At 65.6% G+C, this 18,149-nt stretch carries 18 protein-coding genes and 2 pseudogenes; 5 read left to right on the forward strand and 15 right to left on the reverse strand.

Annotated features, from left to right (window positions below):
• Positions 1-100: 100 nt before the first annotated feature.
• The 9 genes and pseudogenes from F8A10_RS14565 to F8A10_RS14605 all read right to left on the reverse strand — a co-directional run bounded on the left by F8A10_RS14565 (position 101) and on the right by F8A10_RS14605 (position 6,578).
• The gene (locus tag F8A10_RS14565) at positions 101-1,783 is read right to left on the reverse strand and encodes a bifunctional protein tyrosine phosphatase family protein/NAD(P)/FAD-dependent oxidoreductase (protein WP_152367686.1); all 1,683 of its coding nucleotides are present in this window, start codon (positions 1,781-1,783) and stop codon (positions 101-103) included.
• Between the two features lie 14 nt (positions 1,784-1,797).
• Positions 1,798-2,723 (reverse strand): annotated as a pseudogene (locus F8A10_RS14570) (MBL fold metallo-hydrolase).
• Positions 2,724-2,788: 65 nt separating this feature from the next.
• On the reverse strand, positions 2,789-3,214 hold the full coding sequence (locus F8A10_RS14575) for a ferritin-like domain-containing protein (protein ID WP_198517369.1): 426 nt from the start codon (positions 3,212-3,214) through the stop codon (positions 2,789-2,791).
• A 40-nt stretch (positions 3,215-3,254) separates the two neighbouring features.
• Positions 3,255-4,139, reverse strand: coding sequence for an MBL fold metallo-hydrolase (locus tag F8A10_RS14580; RefSeq protein WP_152368161.1), 885 nt, complete (start codon positions 4,137-4,139; stop codon positions 3,255-3,257).
• A gap of 91 nt (positions 4,140-4,230) precedes the next feature.
• On the reverse strand, positions 4,231-4,668 hold the full coding sequence (locus F8A10_RS14585; protein WP_152368162.1) for a DUF6691 family protein: 438 nt from the start codon (positions 4,666-4,668) through the stop codon (positions 4,231-4,233).
• Between the two features lie 4 nt (positions 4,669-4,672).
• The gene (locus tag F8A10_RS14590; RefSeq protein ID WP_152367687.1) at positions 4,673-5,104 is read right to left on the reverse strand and encodes a YeeE/YedE family protein; all 432 of its coding nucleotides are present in this window, start codon (positions 5,102-5,104) and stop codon (positions 4,673-4,675) included.
• Position 5,105: 1 nt separating this feature from the next.
• A complete protein-coding gene (locus F8A10_RS14595) occupies positions 5,106-5,321 on the reverse strand; it encodes a YgaP family membrane protein (RefSeq protein WP_100651859.1) in 216 nt (71 codons plus the stop codon).
• 124 nt (positions 5,322-5,445) lie between these two features.
• A complete protein-coding gene (locus tag F8A10_RS14600) occupies positions 5,446-6,111 on the reverse strand; it encodes a Crp/Fnr family transcriptional regulator (protein WP_152367688.1) in 666 nt (221 codons plus the stop codon).
• A complete protein-coding gene (locus F8A10_RS14605) occupies positions 6,108-6,578 on the reverse strand; it encodes an Rrf2 family transcriptional regulator (protein WP_152367689.1) in 471 nt (156 codons plus the stop codon). The genes F8A10_RS14600 and F8A10_RS14605 overlap by 4 nt, the downstream gene beginning before the upstream one ends.
• Positions 6,579-6,712: 134 nt before the next feature.
• On the opposite strand from F8A10_RS14605, the gene F8A10_RS14610 reads away from it, so the two are divergent.
• The 5 genes from F8A10_RS14610 (at position 6,713) to F8A10_RS14630 (ending at position 10,329) form a co-directional block, all read left to right on the forward strand.
• Positions 6,713-7,345, forward strand: a complete 633-nt coding sequence (locus F8A10_RS14610; protein ID WP_152367690.1) for a peroxiredoxin — start codon at positions 6,713-6,715, stop codon at positions 7,343-7,345.
• Between the two features lie 73 nt (positions 7,346-7,418).
• The gene (locus tag F8A10_RS14615; protein WP_193668301.1) at positions 7,419-7,688 is read left to right on the forward strand and encodes a hypothetical protein; all 270 of its coding nucleotides are present in this window, start codon (positions 7,419-7,421) and stop codon (positions 7,686-7,688) included.
• Between the two features lie 104 nt (positions 7,689-7,792).
• Complete coding sequence (locus tag F8A10_RS14620; RefSeq protein ID WP_152367691.1) at positions 7,793-9,202, forward strand: cytochrome ubiquinol oxidase subunit I; 1,410 nt, start codon at positions 7,793-7,795, stop codon at positions 9,200-9,202.
• A gap of 12 nt (positions 9,203-9,214) precedes the next feature.
• Positions 9,215-10,219 (forward strand): cytochrome d ubiquinol oxidase subunit II, encoded by a 1,005-nt coding sequence (gene cydB, locus F8A10_RS14625; RefSeq protein ID WP_152367692.1) that lies wholly within the window; start codon positions 9,215-9,217, stop codon positions 10,217-10,219.
• On the forward strand, positions 10,219-10,329 hold the full coding sequence (locus tag F8A10_RS14630) for a DUF2474 family protein (protein ID WP_152367693.1): 111 nt from the start codon (positions 10,219-10,221) through the stop codon (positions 10,327-10,329). Before cydB ends, F8A10_RS14630 begins: the two co-directional genes overlap by 1 nt.
• A gap of 458 nt (positions 10,330-10,787) precedes the next feature.
• Here the strand turns inward: F8A10_RS14630 and F8A10_RS14635 are convergent, their stop codons facing one another.
• The 6 genes and pseudogenes from F8A10_RS14635 to F8A10_RS14660 all read right to left on the reverse strand — a co-directional run bounded on the left by F8A10_RS14635 (position 10,788) and on the right by F8A10_RS14660 (position 18,141).
• Positions 10,788-11,141: a C1q-like domain-containing protein gene (locus F8A10_RS14635; RefSeq protein WP_227493530.1), complete on the reverse strand. Its 354-nt coding sequence runs from the start codon at positions 11,139-11,141 to the stop codon at positions 10,788-10,790.
• An 11-nt stretch (positions 11,142-11,152) separates the two neighbouring features.
• A pseudogene (locus tag F8A10_RS14640) lies at positions 11,153-11,941 on the reverse strand (IS5 family transposase).
• Between the two features lie 420 nt (positions 11,942-12,361).
• Positions 12,362-13,063: a VIT1/CCC1 transporter family protein gene (locus tag F8A10_RS14645; protein ID WP_152367695.1), complete on the reverse strand. Its 702-nt coding sequence runs from the start codon at positions 13,061-13,063 to the stop codon at positions 12,362-12,364.
• Positions 13,060-14,967: a heavy metal translocating P-type ATPase gene (locus tag F8A10_RS14650; RefSeq protein ID WP_152367696.1), complete on the reverse strand. Its 1,908-nt coding sequence runs from the start codon at positions 14,965-14,967 to the stop codon at positions 13,060-13,062. Before F8A10_RS14650 ends, F8A10_RS14645 begins: the two co-directional genes overlap by 4 nt.
• 5 nt (positions 14,968-14,972) lie before the next feature.
• On the reverse strand, positions 14,973-15,953 hold the full coding sequence (locus F8A10_RS14655; RefSeq protein ID WP_152367697.1) for an FAD:protein FMN transferase: 981 nt from the start codon (positions 15,951-15,953) through the stop codon (positions 14,973-14,975).
• Complete coding sequence (locus F8A10_RS14660) at positions 15,934-18,141, reverse strand: PepSY domain-containing protein (protein WP_152367698.1); 2,208 nt, start codon at positions 18,139-18,141, stop codon at positions 15,934-15,936. The genes F8A10_RS14655 and F8A10_RS14660 overlap by 20 nt, the downstream gene beginning before the upstream one ends.
• Positions 18,142-18,149: the final 8 nt, after the last annotated feature.

Genomic DNA, 18,149 nt, shown 5'->3' on the forward strand with positions numbered 1-18,149 from the left:
CGGGTTCACCCTGATCGTCCGGTCGTGGCCCGACAGGGAGGTGCCGAGACCGTCGGTTCGCAGCGGCCGGGACGGTCGCCGGATGCTGGAGCGGAGCCGGCTATTCCGCCGCCCCGACCTTGATCGGCTCGGGTTGCGCCAGCCATTCGCGGCCCTTCAGCATCGCCTTCCAGTAGATCGGCGGCAGCATCCTCTCCTTCAGGAACCAGGCCGCGCGCGAGGGCTTGGTGCCATCCAGCAGGATCTTCGGGAAGGACGGCTTCAGCACCCCGCCATAGCCGAATTCGGCCAGCACGATCTTGCCGCGCTCCACCGTCAGCGGGCAGGAGCCGTAGCCGTCATAAGCGGCAATCGGGCTGCGCCCCTCGATATCGGCCACAATGTTGTCGGCCACCGTCGGCGCCTGCTTGCGCGCGGCGGCGGCAGTCTTGGCATTGGGCGCGTTCATCACGTCGCCAAGTGACCAGATGTTCTCGTAGGTCTTGTGGCGCAGGGTGGCCTGGTCGACGTCCACCCAACCGGCGGCATCGGCCAGTGGCGAGACGCGGATGAAATCGGGCGCGACCTGCGGCGGGCAGACGTGGATCATGTCGAAATCGACCGTCACCTCGGCCGGCTCGGTGTCCGGCCTGGCCACCTTGAAGGTCGCCTTCTTCGCCGCGCCGTCGATGGCCACGAGGTTGTGGAAAAAGTTCAGCGTCGCGTCGTATTTCTCAACGTATTTCATCAGTGCCGGGACATACTCCTTGACTCCGAAGAGCACGCCACCGGCGTTCATGAACTGGATGTCGATATTCTTCAGCACGCCGCGGCGATGCCAGGCGTCGCCCGACAGATACATCGCCTTCTGCAGGGCGCCCGCGCATTTGATCGGCATCGGCGGCTGGGTAAAGAGCGCCCGGCCCGCCCTCATCTCCCGAACCAGTTGCCAGGTGTAGGGCGCGAGATCGAAGCGGTAGTTCGAGGTCACGCCATTGCGCCCGAGCGTTTCGGGCAGGCCCTCGACGGCGTCCCAGTCCAGCTTGAGCCCCGGCGCGACGACCAGCCGGTCGTATTTGACCACCCGGCATCCGTCGAGGATCACGGCGTCGTTCTTCGGCTCGAAGGCGGCCACGGCAGCCTTGATCCATTTCACGCCGGCCGGGATCAGCGAGGCCATCGTGCGGGCGGTCTCGTCCGGCTCGAACACGCCGGCGCCGACCAGCGTCCAGCCGGGCTGGTAGTAGTGCACGTCGGCCGGGTCGATTATGGCGACCGACAGGTCCGACTTGCGGCGCAACAGGCTGGCGGCGGTGGCGATACCCCCGGCCCCGCCGCCGACGATGACCACGTCGAACTTCGCGTCGCCCGTGTCCGTCGGCGTCCTGCCGCCATTGGCGATGCGCCGCGCCACGCCGGACATGTCGTAACCGGCGGCCTTGGTGGCGGCGAGGATTTCGGGCAGCGGGCGCTTCTTCGCCTCGTGCAGCGACCAGAGCGTGGCCGAGCGCGTGCCGGTGCGGCAATAGCCGAGGACCGGCCGCGGCAGGTCCTTGAGCGCCGCGCCGAAGGCCTCGACATCCTCGTCACGCACCATGCCCGACTGAACTGGCACATAGGCCACTTCCAGTCCTGCCTTCTTCGCCGCCGTTTCGATCTCTTCGAAGGTCGGCTGGTCGGGGCCCTCGCCGTCTGGACGGTTGCAGATGATGGCCTTGAACCCCGTCTCCTTGATGGCGTCGATCTCGTCCGGCGTGATCTGCGGAGTGACCGAGAATTTGTCCGTAATCTTCTTGATGTCCATTGCTCGCGTACTCCTCAGAACTTGTTTGCCGGAATCTTGAAGTAGCTGTGGCCGTCGCCCTCTGGCTCGGGCAGCCGACCACCGCGAAGGTTGACCTGGAGCGCCGCGAGCATCCGGTCGGGCAGCGGCAGGGTCTTGTCGCGTTCTTTCCGGAGGCGGACGTATTCGTCCTTCGGTCGCCCACCGCCGACATGAATGTTGTTGGCCTTCTGCTCGCCCACGGTGCTTTCCCATGCCGGCTCGTCGCGATCCTTCGTGCCGTAGTCATGGCCAATGAAGATGCGGTAGTCGTCAGGGTGGTCGAGGATCGCCATGATGCTGTCGTAAAGCTGGCCGGCATCGCCGCCGGGGAAATCGGCCCGCGCCGTGCCGGCATCGGGCTGCATCAGCGTGTCATGGGCAAATATCGCGTCGCCCACGACATAGGTGATCGAGCCCAGCGTATGGCCCGGCGACAGCATCACCTTGACGTCGAGGTTGCCGATCCTGAGGCGGTCGCCATCGGCAAAGAGCCGGTCGAAGTCGGGGTCGACGGGGAAGGCGTCCGGCATGTTGTAGATCTTGCGCCAGAGCGCAGCGATCTCCCGCCGATCGCCATCGGCGCGCCCGTTCTCTCCTTCAGCCAGGCCGCCGCCATGAAGTGATCGGCGTGGGGGTGCGTATCGAGGATCCATTCCAGTTCGAGCCCCTCCCGCTCGACGTAGTCCAGCGCCCACTGGGCATGGTCGAACGCGGTGGAGAACGATCGCGGATCGAACTGCTGGACGATGTCGATGAGCGCGCATTTCTTCGTCTCTTCGTCGACGCAGATATACTGGCAGCTACCGGTATCGGGCTCGTAAAAGCCGACGACGCGCGGGCTGCCGGCGCCGCGCGAAGGTGACACCCTGCTGATGATATCCTGGGACACTCCTCTGTTCCTCCGATGTTTCTTGCGCATTCAGCCTTCGGCGCCGGAAGCGCCGAGGAAGCGGACAGCATAGACGGCTTCTCCGAGCCTTTCGATCAGGTCGAGCTGGGTCTCGAGCCAGGCCTTGTGGCCTTCCTCGTCGAGCACAATCTGCTCAAAGAGCAGCCGCGAACCGATGTCACCTTCGGCGCCGGCTTCCTTCGCCGCCTTTGTATATTTGTATAGAAGCGGATCGCGTTCTCTTCGTCCTTCAGATCGGCCTCGAACATCTCGCGCAACGATGTCGCGCGCACCGGTGCCTTCTCGAAGGCGACCTCGGGCTCGCCGCCGAGGAAGAGGATGCGGTCGAGGAAACGGTCCGAATGTTCCGTCTCTTCGGCCTGCTCCTGCCGCATCATCTCGGCCAGGCCCGGCAGCCCCCAGTCGTCCAGAACCTGCGCGTGCAACTGATACTGATGAGTGGCCGTGATCTCCATCTGGAGCGCGGTGTTCAGGTTCCGAATGGTCTGCTTCTGTTCCATTTTCCTTCCTCCTGTCGGTCGTCTCGGGTAGCCGCGGGGCTCAGAGCTTGTTGACCGGCACCTTGAGCATCTTGTCGCCGTGCTGGTCGGTCGGGATGTGGCCGGCGCGGATGTTCACCTGGATCGACGGGATGATAAGCGTGGGCATCTTCAGCGTCTTGTCGCGCTCGGTGCGGATGCGGATGAACTCCTCGCGGGTCTTGCCGCCGCCCACGTGGATGTTCTTCGCCTTTTCCTCGGCGACGGTGGTCTCCCACTTCACCTCGCGCCCGCCGGGCATGTAGTCGTGGCACATGAAGAGCCGCATCTCGCCGGGCAGGCTGAGCACCTTCTGGATGCTGTCATAAAGCGTGCCGGCATCGCCGCCGGGGAAGTCGGCCCGCGCCGAGCCGCCGTCGGGCATGAAGAGCGTGTCGCCCACGAAGGCCGCATCGCCGATGACATGGGTCATGCAGGCGGGCGTGTGGCCCGGCGTGTGCATGGCAAAGGCCGTCATGTTGCCGATCTTGTAGGTCATGCCGTCGGTGAACAGCGCATCGAACTGCGAGCCGTCGCGCTGGAACTCGGTGCCCTCGTTGAAGATCTTGCCGAAGACCTCCTGCACGATCTTGATGTTCTCGCCGATGCCGATCTTGCCGCCCAGCTTTTCCTGGATATAGGGCGCGGCCGAGAGATGGTCGGCATGGGCGTGGGTCTCGATGATCCACTCGAGCTTCAGGCCCTGGCGCTCGATCTCGGAGATCAGCATGTCGGCATGCTCGAAGGTGATCCGGCCGGCGGCATAGTCGATGTCCATCACGCTGTCGATGATGGCGGCCGCGTTCGAGGTCGGGTCCTTGACGATGTAGCTGATCGTCGCCGTGGCCTCGTCGTAGAAGCCCTGAATCTCGGGCTTCACGCTCATGTCCACCGGGTAATCGGCGATCGGCGTGGCGATGGCGTCGGCCATCTTTTGATCGTGGGCTTGAATCTGGTCTTGCTTGGTCATGTCGTGAACTCCTTTGTACTGGTCCGCGTCAAGCCGAGGCCGACCGCGGCAGGATGGATTGCCCCTTGAGAATGCGGGCCAGAGCAAGGCCCAGGCCGACGGCGCCCAGGAACAGCGCCACCTCCCAGCGGCCCATGCCAAGGGCCGGGATGGCCGCGCCCGGGCAGAACCCGGCGATGCCCCAGCCGATGCCGAACAGGGCCGAGCCACCGACAAGGCGCGCGTCGATCACGTTCGAATTGGGCACCTGGAAGCGGTCCTCGAACAGCGGCGTCGCGCGCCGCCAGACCAGCCGGTAGCCGATGAAGGTGACGGCGACGGCGCCGCCCATGACGAAGGCGAGGCTCAGGTCCCAGGTGTCGGCGATGTCGAAGAAATTCAGCACCTTGGCCGGGTTCATCATGCCCGAAATCGCGATCCCGAGACCGAAGACTAGGCCCGTGGCCCATGCGTAGATCAGTTTCATCATGTCAGGCTCCGATGACGTGGCGGATGACGAAGACGGTGATGGCGGCCGTGGCCATGAAGGTGGGCACCGCGACGAGCGAGCGCAGCGAGAGGCGCGAGAGCCCGCAGACCCCGTGACCCGAGGTGCAGCCCGAGCCGAAGCTGGCGCCAAGCCCTACGATCACGCCTCCAATGGCGATTATCAGCGGGCTGACGGGCACGTCCAGCGCCGGCCAGGCGCCGGTGGCCAGGAAGATCAAGCCGGGTGCCATGACCATGCCCAGCACCAGCGTGGCGCGCCAGGCGAATTCCGGACAGCGCTCGGGAAAGATCAGCCCCGACAGGATGCCGGTCGCACCGAAGATGCGGCCCAGGCCCAGCATCAGCAGCACGGCGGCGAGCCCGATCAAGAGGCCGCCCCCGAAAGAGGCAAAGGGAGTGAAAGCCGTTTCCATCTCAGCACTCCCGGCAGGTCTTGAGGCCGATCAGCCGATAGAGCGGGCAGAAGCGGAACGCCGCTGTCGCCAGCATCACCAGCCCGACCGCGCCTGCGCCCCACTTCCAGACTGCGGCTTCCATCAGCTGCAGGCCGCCGAAGAAGGCGAGGTAGAGCAGCACCAGCCCGAGCGCCGCGCGCACCACCCGGTCAAGGGTTCCGACATTGGTGTTCATGGTGTCCTCCGATTTCAAAGCTGGAGGACAGATAGAAGTTTGATCAGCGCTCTACAGTGACAATGTCACCCAACGGCGATTTTCTCGATGGACCGCTTCGACGGCCCCTTGAAACGGGCCCGTCTCAGCGGCTTGCCGCCAGCCCTCTCAGCCCCGCCTTGTCTGTCAGCGTGATGCGCCCACGAGATTGTTCGACCAGGCCGCGTTTATGGAAATCGTTCAGGATGCGCGAGATCACCTCGCGCGCGGTCCCAAGCTCCTTGGCCAGATCATGATGGGTGGCAGAGATTTCCTTGAAGTCTCCGGCAAGGGCCAGAAGCCGTTCCGCCAGCCGCACGTCCATCCGGCCGAAGGCAACACCGTCGATGACGCGCAGAAGGTCGATCAGCCGCCGGGAATAGGCGGCAAAGACGAAGCTGCGAAAATCGGGTTCCTCGCCGGCCAGTTGGTCGAACGCCGTGCGCGGCAGATTGACGACGGTGACATCTGTCTCTGCGATCCCCTCGGCGTTGTAGGCTTCCTCGGCCAACATGCAGGCGGTGGTCAGCACGCAGCTTTCGCCTGCCTCCACCCGGTAGAGCACGATCTCCCGCCCCCGGTCCGAGCTTTGCGAGACGCGGATCGTGCCGTCATGCAGGAACAACAGGCCATCGGGCACCTTGGCCGGACCGAAGACCAGCGCCCCCTCGGGATAATGCCGCACCCGAGCCACCTGCAACAGCCGGTCGCGCACCCTGCGGGGCAGTTTCCGCGTGCCGGTGAAACGCTCCGTCCAGTCGCCAACGCTCATTTCGCTCTCCGCACCGGCGCCACAATCCCGGCCTCCAGGGGCGCAATGCGCGCCAGCAGGTCGTTCCGGTTGGCGGCGATCTCGTCCAAAGTGAGATCGTCAAGCTCCGCCATGAAGGCACGGGTCGCTTCCTGAAGGGCACGGGACAGGCGGCATATGCCGATCAGGGGGCAGGTGTTCCGGTCAGGGTTGAAGCATTCCACCAGGTCGAGCGGCCCCTCCGTGAGCCGGACCACATCACCGATCACGATCTCCTCGGCGGGCCGGGCAAGGGTGAAGCCGCCGCCGCGGCCCCGGATCGTCCGAAGGTAACCGGCCCGCCCCAACTCGTGCACGATCTTGACGATGTGCGGCCGGGCCAGACCGTGCACCCGCACGACATCGTCAACACGCACGCGGTCCGGCGCCTTGAGGGCGGCAAGCTGAAGAGTTCGCAGGGCGTAGTTGGTGTAGGCCGTGAGCTTCATGAGCTTCGGGATAGTATTGTTCCATTTTCAGTACAACTTTTTTCGAATTGAGTGACTTTGTCACTGTCACGACCCGGCGACAGGCCATATCTGGGGGCGCGAACCATGACAGTTTCCTAAGGAGGACAGGTCGAATGAGTCTGCACATCGGCGATATCGCCCCCGATTTCGAAGCCGACACCACCAAGGGCCAAATCCGGTTCCACGACTGGGCCGGCGATTCCTGGGTGTTCCTCTTCAGCCATCCGGCCGATTTCACGCCCGTCTGCACCACCGAGATGGGCCGCACCGCGCAACTGGCCGAGGCGTTTGCCAAGCGCAACGTCAAGCCGCTGGGGCTGTCGACCGACACGGTCGAGGAGCACGTGAAATGGATCGAGGACGTCAACGACACCCAGAACACGGTGCTCGACTTCCCCATCGTCGCCGACCCGGAGCTGAAGGTGGCGAAGCTCTACGACATGATCCACCCGGGCGAAAGCACGACCGAGGCGGTGCGCACGGTCTTCATCATCGACCCGGACAAGAAGATCCGCCTGACCATGACCTATCCGATGAGCGTCGGGCGCAACTTTGACGAGATCCTGCGGGTGATCGACGCACTTCAAACGGCGGATGCCAACAAGGTGGCGCTTCCCGCCGACTGGCGTCCGGGTGGCGAGGCGATCATCCCGCCCTCGATCCCGAACGAGAAGGCGAAGGATCTGTTCCCGCAGGGCTGGGAGGAAGTGCGACCCTACCTGCGCAAGGTCAAGCTGAGCGCATAGCCATGCGAACGTCCGGTCGGCGGTTCCGGCCGCCGCCCGGATCGGATGATGACACGCTGAATGGCACACGACGATGTCGGTCTCGGAAACCCTTCCCGATCAACCTCCCAATGCCCGTTCGGACTGGCGTTGGCATCTTGGCGTCGTCGCCTTCGGCGTGGCCTGGTGGGTGGTCTACCACCAGCTGATCCCATTTTCGGAATGGATCACGTCGCTGGTCCCGGTGGATCGCCACAGCCACACCGGCGAAGCGATCGCCTTTTCTCGCCCGATCTGCTCGCATGCGCGGTCAGCCGGAGGCTTGGCGCGGACCCCGTCGCGGACAGTGTCTGGGCTTGGCTGAACGGGCAGGTGCGGTGCGGCGCGAAGCACTTCGATTTCGCAAGGATCGGGCCGACGACCGGAATCCGCCCGGACTGGCCATCTCGGAATTTCAAGGAGTGAACAATGCTGGATGGACTGACTGCCGAGACGCTGGCGCGATTGCAATTCGCGTTCACGGTCTCGTTTCACATCATCTTCCCGGCCTTCTCGATCGGGCTGGCGAGCTATCTCGCGGTGCTGAACGCTCTATGGCTGAAAACCCGGGATGAGACCTATCTCAACCTGTTCAACTACTGGAAGAAGATCTTCGCCGTCGCCTTCGGCATGGGTGTGGTCTCGGGCATCGTGATGTCCTACCAGTTCGGCACCAACTGGTCGGTGTTTTCCGACAAGGCCGGGCCGATCGTCGGGCCGCTCATGGCTTATGAGGTGCTGTCGGCCTTCTTCCTCGAGGCGGGCTTTCTGGGCATCATGCTGTTCGGCCGCGAGCGTGTCGGCGAGGGCCTGCACATGTTCGCGACTGCGATGGTGGCGGTCGGCACGCTGATGTCGGCCACCTGGATCCTGGCGGTGAACAGCTGGATGCAGACACCGCAGGGCTATGCCCTGGCCGAGAACGGCCAGTTCGTGCCCGAGGACTGGCTGGCGATCATCTTCAACCCGTCCTTCCCCTATAGGCTGGTGCATATGGTGCTGGCGGCCTACCTGACCGTGGCCTTCGTCGTGGCCGCCGTCAGTGCCTTGCACCTCTTGCGGGATCGGACCGACAAGGAGTCGCGCAAGGCCTTTTCAATGGCCATGTGGATGGCGCTGCTGGTCACGCCGATCCAGATCGTGGCGGGCGACATGCACGGGATCAACACGCTGGAGCATCAGCCGGTGAAGGTCGCCGCGATGGAGGGCCATTTCGACAGCCACGGCGACAACCAGCCGCTGGCCCTGTTCGGCATACCGAACGAGCAGGAGGGCCGGCTGGACTACGCCATCGAGGTTCCCTATCTCGGCTCGCTCATCCTGACGCACACCCTGCACGAACAGATCGCGGGCCTGAATGAGTTTCCAAAGGACGAATGGCCGCCGGTGGCGATCGTCTTCTTCAGCTTCCGGATCATGGTGGCCATCGGTTTTGCGATGCTGGGTCTGGGGCTATGGGGGGCCTGGGCGCGGTGGCGCGGCAAGCTCTATGATGCGCCGTGGCTGCATCGCGCGGCCGTCCTGATGGGTCCTGCCGGCTTCATCGCGGTTCTCGCGGGCTGGATCACGACCGAGGTTGGGCGCCAGCCCTACACCGTCTATGGCCTGCTGCGCACGGCTGACAGCCTCGCGCCGGTGGATGCGCCGGCGGTGGCGGCCTCGCTCATGGCCTTCGTGGTCGTCTACTTCTTCATCTTCGGCGCCGGGACCTTCTACATCCTGCGCATGATGAACAAGCGGCCTGCAACGCCGAGGCTCGGCCTGCGCGACGGCCCGATCCGGACGGCCGGCATTACGCCAGCGCCGCAGGTCGAGCCCGACTTCATCCCCGGTGAATGAGGAGAGACAGCAATGCTCTTCGATCTTGCCTTCATCTGGGCCGGTCTCATCGCCTTCGCGGTGTTGGTCTATGTCATCCTCGACGGCTTCGACCTGGGGATCGGGATCCTGTTCCCGTTCGGGCGGTCCGAGAAGGAACGCGACCTGATGATGAACTCGGTCGCGCCCGTGTGGGACGGCAACGAAACCTGGCTCATCCTGGGGGGAGGCGGTTTGTTCGCCGTCTTCCCGCTGGCCTATGCCGTGGTCATGCCGGCGCTTTACATGCCGATCATCCTGATGCTGCTGGCGCTGATCTTCCGGGGCGTGTCCTTCGAATACCGCTGGCGGACGAGACGCTGGAAAGGTGTCTGGGACATGGCCTTCTTCGGCGGGTCCTTCGTCGCCGCGTTCTGTCAGGGCATCGCCCTCGGCGCCCTGGTTCAGGGCATCGAGGTCGAAGGTCGCGCCTATGCAGGCGGCTGGTTCGACTGGCTGACGCCTTTCTCGGTGCTGACCGGCTTCGCAGTCGCGGTCGGCTACGCGCTGCTCGGTGCGACCTGGCTGGTCCTGAAGACCGAGGGAGAGCTTCACATCCGGATGCGTCGCTTCGCCTGGTATCTGGGCGCCGCAACGCTCGGCCTGATCGGATTGGTCAGCCTCATCACGCCATTTCTCGAGCCGGTCTACTTCGAGCGCTGGTTCAACCTGCCCGGCAGCCTGTGGTCGATGGTCGTGCCGCTGCTGATGCTTGGCCTTGCCTGGTCGTTCTTCACCGGACTTAACGACGGCAAGGATCTGCAGCCGTTCCTATCGGCACTGGGCTTCTTCATCGTCAGCTTCATCGGGATCGGCATCAGCTTCTACCCGATGATGGTTCCGCCGTCGCTGACGATCTGGGAGGCGGCGGCGCCGGACGCGAGCCTTGCCTTCGCGCTGGTCGGAGCCGTGATCCTGGTGCCGATCATCCTGGCCTATACCGCCTACGCCTACTGGGTGTTCCGCGGAAAGCTGGACCCGTCGGAGGGGTATCATTGATGACCCGGTCCCCGATTTGGAAACGCCTCGTCTGGTTCGCCCTGATCTACGGGGCGAGCCTTGCCGCGCTGGGAGTCGTGGCCCTGGCAATCCGCGCCGTGATCGGGTGATGCGCCGGCGCTGCTGGGTCTCGAACACTCACTCTGCCTCCTTCGGCATCTGGACAAAGTCATGCTCGGATCCTTGAGGTGTCATGGCGGCCTCAGTCTGTCGGGGTGAACGCGGAGGCATAGATCGCAATGTGCCCGGCGCCGCCGGCGAAGCCGCCGTTGGCGGTTAGGACAGTGGGCATATGGGCCCGCAAAGCTCCGGGCCAAATGATGACGAGGTTGGAGGCGGCTGCAGTGCATCGGATAATCAGTGTCTCCTAGGCGAAGGTAAGACCGATCACGGCGCCGTTCACCGAAAGTAGAGTGGCAACGATGCTCAGTTCGACGAGCCCGAGCGCGGATAGATACCGAAGCCGAGAAACCCGACTTCCGGCGCGGCCCTCGAACGCCGCTGGATGTTGGTTCGTCCGGCGGACGAACCTGTCCTCCGGGCGTTTCGGTGCCAAGGCGTGCCTCCCTCAGCCGATCTTCGTGCCCCAGAAGGACGTGTGGTCGGCCGCGAAGTAGCCGTCCGCGACCCGGAAATACCCCTGCAGCTCGACGGTATCTCCGGCTGTCAGCGGCACCATCGTCTGCAGCCAGATCGCGGTGGCGAGCGAGACATGAGTGGCTGAGATTTCGCCGAGGGAGCCGCGGATTTCGGTCGTGCCGTTCAGGACGAGCCGCCCGCTCATCCGCGCCGACGTGCTGGCGTTGAACTTGTAGAGGAGCGTCGCGCCGAAGAGGTAGGTCCCGTCGACCGGCGCCACGAAGCGGTTGTTCGCGGCGTCGAAGGCACCCTGATCGTTATAGTCGGTGTTGTTGATGGCAATCTTCGTCTAGGTCATGTTGACAAATGACGGAGCCAGAGGCGGATCGACGTGATGTCAATGAAGCCGAGAAAGCTTTCCGCCGTCTTGTCGTAGCGGGTCGCGACACGCCTGGCGTTCTTGAGCTTGTTGAAGCAGCGTTCGACCAGATTGCGCAGGCGATACAGCGAACGATCGACACCAATCCGTTTTTTTGCGGGACTTGCGCATCGGTATCACGGGCAGGACGTTGCGCGCCTCCATGCCGTCTCTGATCTTGTCTGCATCGTAGCCGCGATCTGCGAGCAGCACGCTCGGGCGGGGCAGATTATCCACCATCACCAGATCGAAGCCGAGATAGTCCGACGTCTGGCCCGGCGTGATCTCTGTTCTCATAGGTAGCCCGTGCGCGTTGACCAGAAGGTGGATCTTGGTCGTAAAGCCACCTCGAGAACGGCCGAAACCTTGTCGCGGAGTCCCCCTTTAGCGCCCGCTGCCTGATGGTGGGCACGGATCACGGTGCTGTCGATCATTTGCAGGGCGCTTGGCACGGCTCCGCTCTGGTTCAGGGCATCCATGATTTCCTCCCACAGGCCTGCCAGCGTCCAGCGCCGGAACTGCCGATAGACGCTTGACCATTTGCCGAACTCGGCAGGTAGGTCCCGCCATGGCGCACCGGTGCGTGCGATCCAGAATATGCCATCAAGAACGAGGCGGTGGTTGGTGGGCTTGCGCCCGTTCGGGGCGCGGACGGCGAAGATGAAGCGCTCAAAGAACGCCCACTCCTCGTCCGACATAAGGTCTCGTGCCAAGCTGGTCTCCATCGCAGATGCCAGCTTGAATCATGCCCCAAGCCCAAGGGGAATCCCTTTTGTCAACACGACCTAGTTTTCGTTCAGTGAAAGCAGAATGAGCCTCCGATAATAAGTTCGATTTCTGTTCCTTCTCGAAGCGTGTCCCTGAAATCGAAGTGTTCAGCTGGCGTGTGATTAAACAGAACAATGTCAATGACTTGCTGGAAATTTACCAAAACGGCGCAGTCATGAGGTCCGGAGAATATCGGCCCTGAGAGACCGCTTCCGGCCACCTGGCAGCAGGAGCAGTGCTGAGCCCCACCCGCATAACCCTCGAAAACAACGGAAAAATCCGGCCGTAGCCGGATCGGGAGAACGCTTTCGCGGGGGCAAGTGGCGGAGGGGATGGGGCTCAAATCCAACCTTCTCCACCCAGAAACCCAACAATTGCTACCCAACCGTGACGCCAAACAGCGCTCCCACCGCTGCTGTCGCAGCCATTGCGAGAGCGCCCCAGAGGGTGACCCTCGCGGCGCCCCTAACGACACCGGCGCCGCCGGCGGAGGCGCCCAGGCCGCCGAGAACCGCGAGGCCGACGATCGTCAATGCCGCCACGAACAGCGCGATCGACGTTTGGGGCGCCAATAGGACGACGATCAGCGGAACGACCGCCCCCACGGCGAATGTAAGAGCCGAGACCAGCGCCGCCTGGATCGGGCGTGCCGTCACGGTCTCTGAGATGCCGAGTTCGTCGCGGGCATGCGATCCGAGCGCGTCGCGTTCGGTCAGCTGGTGGGCAACCTTTTCCGCCAGGTCGCGATCCAGCCCTCGGTCTACGTAGATCCGGGTGAGCTCCTCGAGTTCCGCCTCAGGCGTTTCCGCCAGCTCGCGGGTCTCGCGGGCAAGATCGGCTTGTTCCGCATCAGTCTGGGAACTGACCGAGACGTATTCTCCTGCCGCCATGGACATCGCACCGGCCACGAGGCCAGCCAACCCCGCGATCAGGACCTCAGGCTTTCCGGATCCTGCCGCGGCGACGCCGACCACGAGGCTCGCGGTCGAGACGAGCCCATCGTTGGCGCCGAGAACGGCGGCCCGCAGCCAGCCGATGCGATGCACCATGTGGATTTCGGAATGCGAGAGGCGGCTCATGGCGTGGCTCCTTGCGTGATGTCATCCTGCGCGGAGGAGACAGCCTTTGGTTTCGGAGTGGTGGGTTCGTGGGGCGCGATGCGCAGCGCGCGGAGGGCGTTCAGGATCACTGCAACGTCGATGACCTCCTGCAGGAGCGCCCCCTGCACCGGAGTGAGATAGCCGAAAGCCGCCGCGATCATGCCCATGACCGACAGGCCGATCCCGGCGACAACGCTTTCGACAGCGATGCGGCGCGCGCCGCGCGCGATCTCGATCCCCGGCCCGAGCCGGTCGATACGGTCGACAAGCAGCACGACGTCCGCCGCCTCCGCCGATGCTGCGGCCCCGCGTGCGCCCATCGCGACACCCACATCGGCCGCAGCGAGAGCCGGCGCGTCGTTGACGCCGTCGCCCACCATCATGACCGGCCCGTGCTTGCGCTCGGAGAGAACCAGCAGCACCTTCTGGTCGGGCGTGAGCCCGGCGCGCAGCCCGTCGAGGCCAAGCCCCTCGGTCACGCGCTCAGCCACGTCCGCGCGGTCGCCGGTGGCGAGCAGGATGCGAACGATCCCCTCCCGCCGCAGCCCGTGGAGCATCACGCCCGCGCCCTCGCGCAGGGGATCGGACATGACCAGATGCCCCGCCATGTGACCGTCGACCGCCACAGCGACGAGGACCGAACCGGCGGCAATGGCGGAATGATCGCCCGGCTGGCGCCCCACGCGCGAGGCCACGAAGCCGTCGCCACCGACGATCACCTTGCGACCCTCGACATGGCCCACGACGCCTTCGCCCGGAATTTCTGCGACATCTGACGGAACGGGCAGCGTGAAGCCCCGTGCCTTTGCGGCGACGACGATGGCTTGCGCCACGGGATGCTTGGACGCCTGATCGAGCGCAGCAGCCAGACGCAGGATATCGCCCTCGGCCATGCCGTCATGGCTGTCGATCGAGACGATCTGCGGCCGACCGTCCGTCAGCGTGCCGGTCTTGTCGAGGATCAGCGTTCGGATACGCGCCATCGTCTCGAGCGGTCCCGCGCCCTTAATCAGCACCCCGAAATGCGCCGCGCGGGACAGGCCCGCGACTAGTGCGACCGGCACGGCGAGGATCAACGGACAGGGCGTGGCGACGACCAGCACGGCAACCGCTCGGATCGGATCGCCAGTGAACCACCAGGCCGCGAATGCGATGCTGACCGTGACCGCGAGAAACCCCAGTGACCAGCGGTCCGCCAGCCGAGACATCGGCGCCTTCGACGCCTGCGCCTCCTCCACCAGCCTGACGATCCCGGCATAGGTGCTGTCCTTCGCTTCGCGTATCGCCATCAGGTCGAAGGCCTCGCCTGCGTTGGTGGAGCCGCTCATGGCGTCGGCACCGAGCGCGAGTCGCACCGGAAGGGATTCGCCGGTCAGCGCCGAGGTATCGACGAAGGCCGTCTCCGAGGCCACCGTGCCGTCCACCGGCACCACGTCGCCCAGCCGGATCAGCAGGCGATCGCCGGGCGCGATGTCATCGAGCGGGACCTCCTCCAGCCCGCCATTGCGGTGCCGGGTCGCCGTTCGGGGCACGCGGGAGAGAAGGTCATGCATCTCGCGCCGGGCGCGGCCTTCGGCGAAGGCTTCGAGGAAGGTGCCGCCTGAGTACATGATCGCGACGACCGACGCGGCGAGGGTCTCGCCGAAGACGAGCGCCGCCGACATCGACAGCGCCGCGACGATATCGAGGCCCACCTCGCCGGAGCGCAGGCTGCGAAGGATCTCGACCACGAGCGCGGCGAGCGCGGGAACGACGCCGGCGATCCAGATCAGGTTCGCAGCGTTGGGTCGGCCGGAAAAGTAGAACGCAAGTCCCGCAATCAGGCCGGTCGCGGCAATGAGCAGGATAGCGGTCTTGAAGCGGTCAGTCCGTGTCGTCTCCATGCGGCCTATCTCTCCTCTGCAGGGGTAATCGCCGCTGGCTCTTCGGAAAAAAGTCGTCCGACTCCCACGCCCCTCACGCTCCCGCAATCTTCGCGCAGGAGGAACAGGGCGTCGAGCCCTTCTTTTCTTGCGAGTTCGGCTCCTTTCTCGAGACCGAGCACCATGAGCGCCGTCGCCCAGGCATCGGCCTCGGCACAGCTGCGGGCAACGACGGTGACGGAGGCCGGCGATGCGATCAGCGGCGCACCGCGCCTCGGGTCCATTGTGTGCGACAGGCGGCGTCCCTGAACCTCGACCCAGTGGCGATAATCGCCGGAGGTGGCGACGGCGGCATCCTGCAGCGCGAGGATCGAATGCGGCGTCCGGCGTTCCGCGTCCGGCGCCTCGACCGCAATACTCCAGGCCTCGCCGTCAGGCCGGAGACCCATCGCGCGCATCTCGCCATCGATCCCGACGAGGGCGTCGGCGATCCCGTGATCGCGCAGGGTTTCGACCAGACGGTCCACGCCGTAGCCCTTGGCTATGCCGTTCAGATCCAGCGCTATGGGAGCGATCTTGCAGATGCGGTCGCCTTCGAACTCCAGAGCCTGATCCGCCGGGCGGCGCGGGGCTTTCATCGCGGCGCGGATGCCCTCGGGCGCGGCCGCCTTCGGCCCGAAACCCCAAGCCGTCACCGCGTCACCCATGCCGATGTCGAACGCGCCGCCGGATATGCGCCCGATCTTTAGGCCGAGGCGCAGTACCTCGGCGAGCCGCGCGGGAAGCGCGATCCATTCGCCCACCAGCGCCGCGTTGAGCCGCATCAGGTCGCTGTCGGGCTTCCAGGTCGACATCTGTCCGTCCACTTCGTCCACGGCCGCCTGTAGCGCCGTGCGGATCGGCGCCGGGTCGAGAGCGGGCCCTGCGAAGAACAGCGCCGACCAGCGCGTGCCCATGGTCGGCCCGTTCAGGGCGATCCGCGCGCTCTCAGTAGACATCTTCGACATACCGTCCCTCCGCCTTCAGTACCGCCGGTGTCAGCCCGGTCGGTGCGAGGATCTCGGCCAGCGCATCGGCCACGCCGGCCGCCATGTCGCGCCCGCCGCACACCATCACGCGCGCGCCGTTGCGGATGAGCTCTGCGACCTGAGTGGCCTCGCACCGCAGCGCGTCCTGCACGTAGTGGGGACGCGCCCCGCGTGAGACTGACGTGACAAGGCGGCTCAAACGCCCCTCGTCCTGCCATGTCGCCAGCTCCTCGCCGTAGAAGAAGTCGCTGTCGGGATGGCGCATGCCGAAGAACAGGTGGACGGGCCTACGGCGTGCGTTGCCGCGGACAATGCCCGCGAGCGGCCCGACGCCGGTCCCTGCGCCGATCAGGATCAGCGGCGCACGGCTCCGGCCCGGACGGAAACCGGGGTTGGGGCGCAGGAAAGCGCTCACCGTCTCGCCCGGCTCCAGCGCCGTGAGCTGGCCCGAGCAGAGGCCGCCTGGGTGCCTCTTGACCACGATTTCGATGAAGCCGTCGCGGCGCCCAGAGGCGAGCGAATAGAGCCGCGGGACGGACCCGCCTTCGGGCAGAATGCCGATCAGGTCTCCCGCTTGGAACCGTGCGAACCCGCCCCCGAGCAGCCGTTGCCAGAGCGAGACGCGGGGAAGCGCGAAGCGGAGGATCGCCGTCGGGGCCTGCACCTCGGCGCCGTAGTCGCGGCGCGAGACAAGGGTCAGCGTCTCGCTGGTGGGCAGGACGGGCTGGTGCGACAATTCCAGTGCAATGCCGAGCACGTCTCCAAGCGCACGACCCCAGCGGGCGAAATCCTGCGGCGATTGCCGGTCGATGGTGTCGAGAGCCAGCAGTTCGGGCCAGCCCTTCGCCTGCGCCGCTGCCGCGACGTCCCTGGCGAAGGCGCAATAGGCCGGAAAGCTCCGGTCGCCGAAGCCGAGTACCGCGAGAGGGATGTTCGGCGCGCGGTCGGAAGCGTTCAGCCGGTCGAGAAAGCCTTTCGCCGACGCGGACGCCGCCCCGTCGCCATAGGTCGCGGCGAGCAGGATGATCCGCTGGGCGCTAGTGTAGCGCTCCGGCGTGAAGGCCGACATCGGGCCGACATGGACGCTCTGCCCGGCTTCTGTCAGTGCGGCCTGCAAGGTCGCGGCGAAGCCCCAGGTGCTGCCGCCCTCGCTGCCGACGAGCAGGATCGTCTCGGCGCGACCGGCGGGCTGATTGCCCCGGATGCGCGGCCGACCGCGTCGCCCGGCGAGCCAGACCAGGACGCCGGTCGCGCCCATCGCGGGCACGCCGAGCGCCATGAGCCCGAGCACGAGGCCGAGCGTCGCCGCGCCCTGTCCGGTGTGCAGCATGTAGATCGTTTCCGAGACGCGTTCCCACCCCGTGAGGTCGGCCCAGGCCAGCAACGCCCCGTCGCCCTGATCGAGGTATCCGGTTCCCCGGTCCGTCTTGAGCGTGAACACGTCCGTCGCATCGCCGGGATAGGGAAAGCTCAGCTCGCGCAGTTCGGCGACGGGCGTCTGCTGCAGCGTGGGCATCCGGTCCAGCGCGAACCCCGTCTCTCCACTGACTTCGGTCGGGGCGGCCGCTATGGCGCCTCCATCCGGCAGGAGATCGAAGGTAGACGCAGTCATCCAGAGGGCGGTCGTGGAGGACAGAACAAGGCCGACGACGGCGATCCGGGCGATCTCGACGTGCAGCCTGCCCGCGAGCGGACCACGCAAGCGCGCGAACCAGTGCCGCCAGCCGCCCGCCCGCCGCACGACAAGCGCGGCGCCGGAGAGCGAGAGGACGAGCATGGCGGCAGCCCCTGCAGCCATTGCGATGCGGCCGCCATCCCCGAGGAACAGCGACCGGTGCAGGTTGGTGAGCCAGCGTTCGGCCTGGTTCGGGTCGGCCGAGGCCACGCCTTCACCCGTCGCCGGGTCGATCACGGCGGCGCCCGGCGCGCCCTGATCGAACCAGTAGGCGGTGATCCGGCCCGAGGGCGCGCGCCGGATCTGCTCGACGCCCGGATAGATGGCCTGGATGCGGTCCGCGAGAGCGGCGACGGTCAGTCCGGCTTCCGCCTGCGGCGCGGCGATGCGCTCGGCCGCAGGGAAGACCGACAGAGCCGCGCCGCTCAGGCTCAGGATGGTGACGAGCGCGAGGGCCAGAAGACCCGGCCAGCGATGGAGTGCACGGATCATGGCCCCGC

The organism is Paracoccus kondratievae (genome assembly GCF_009301415.1).
Classification (GTDB): Bacteria; Pseudomonadota; Alphaproteobacteria; order Rhodobacterales; family Rhodobacteraceae; genus Paracoccus; species Paracoccus kondratievae.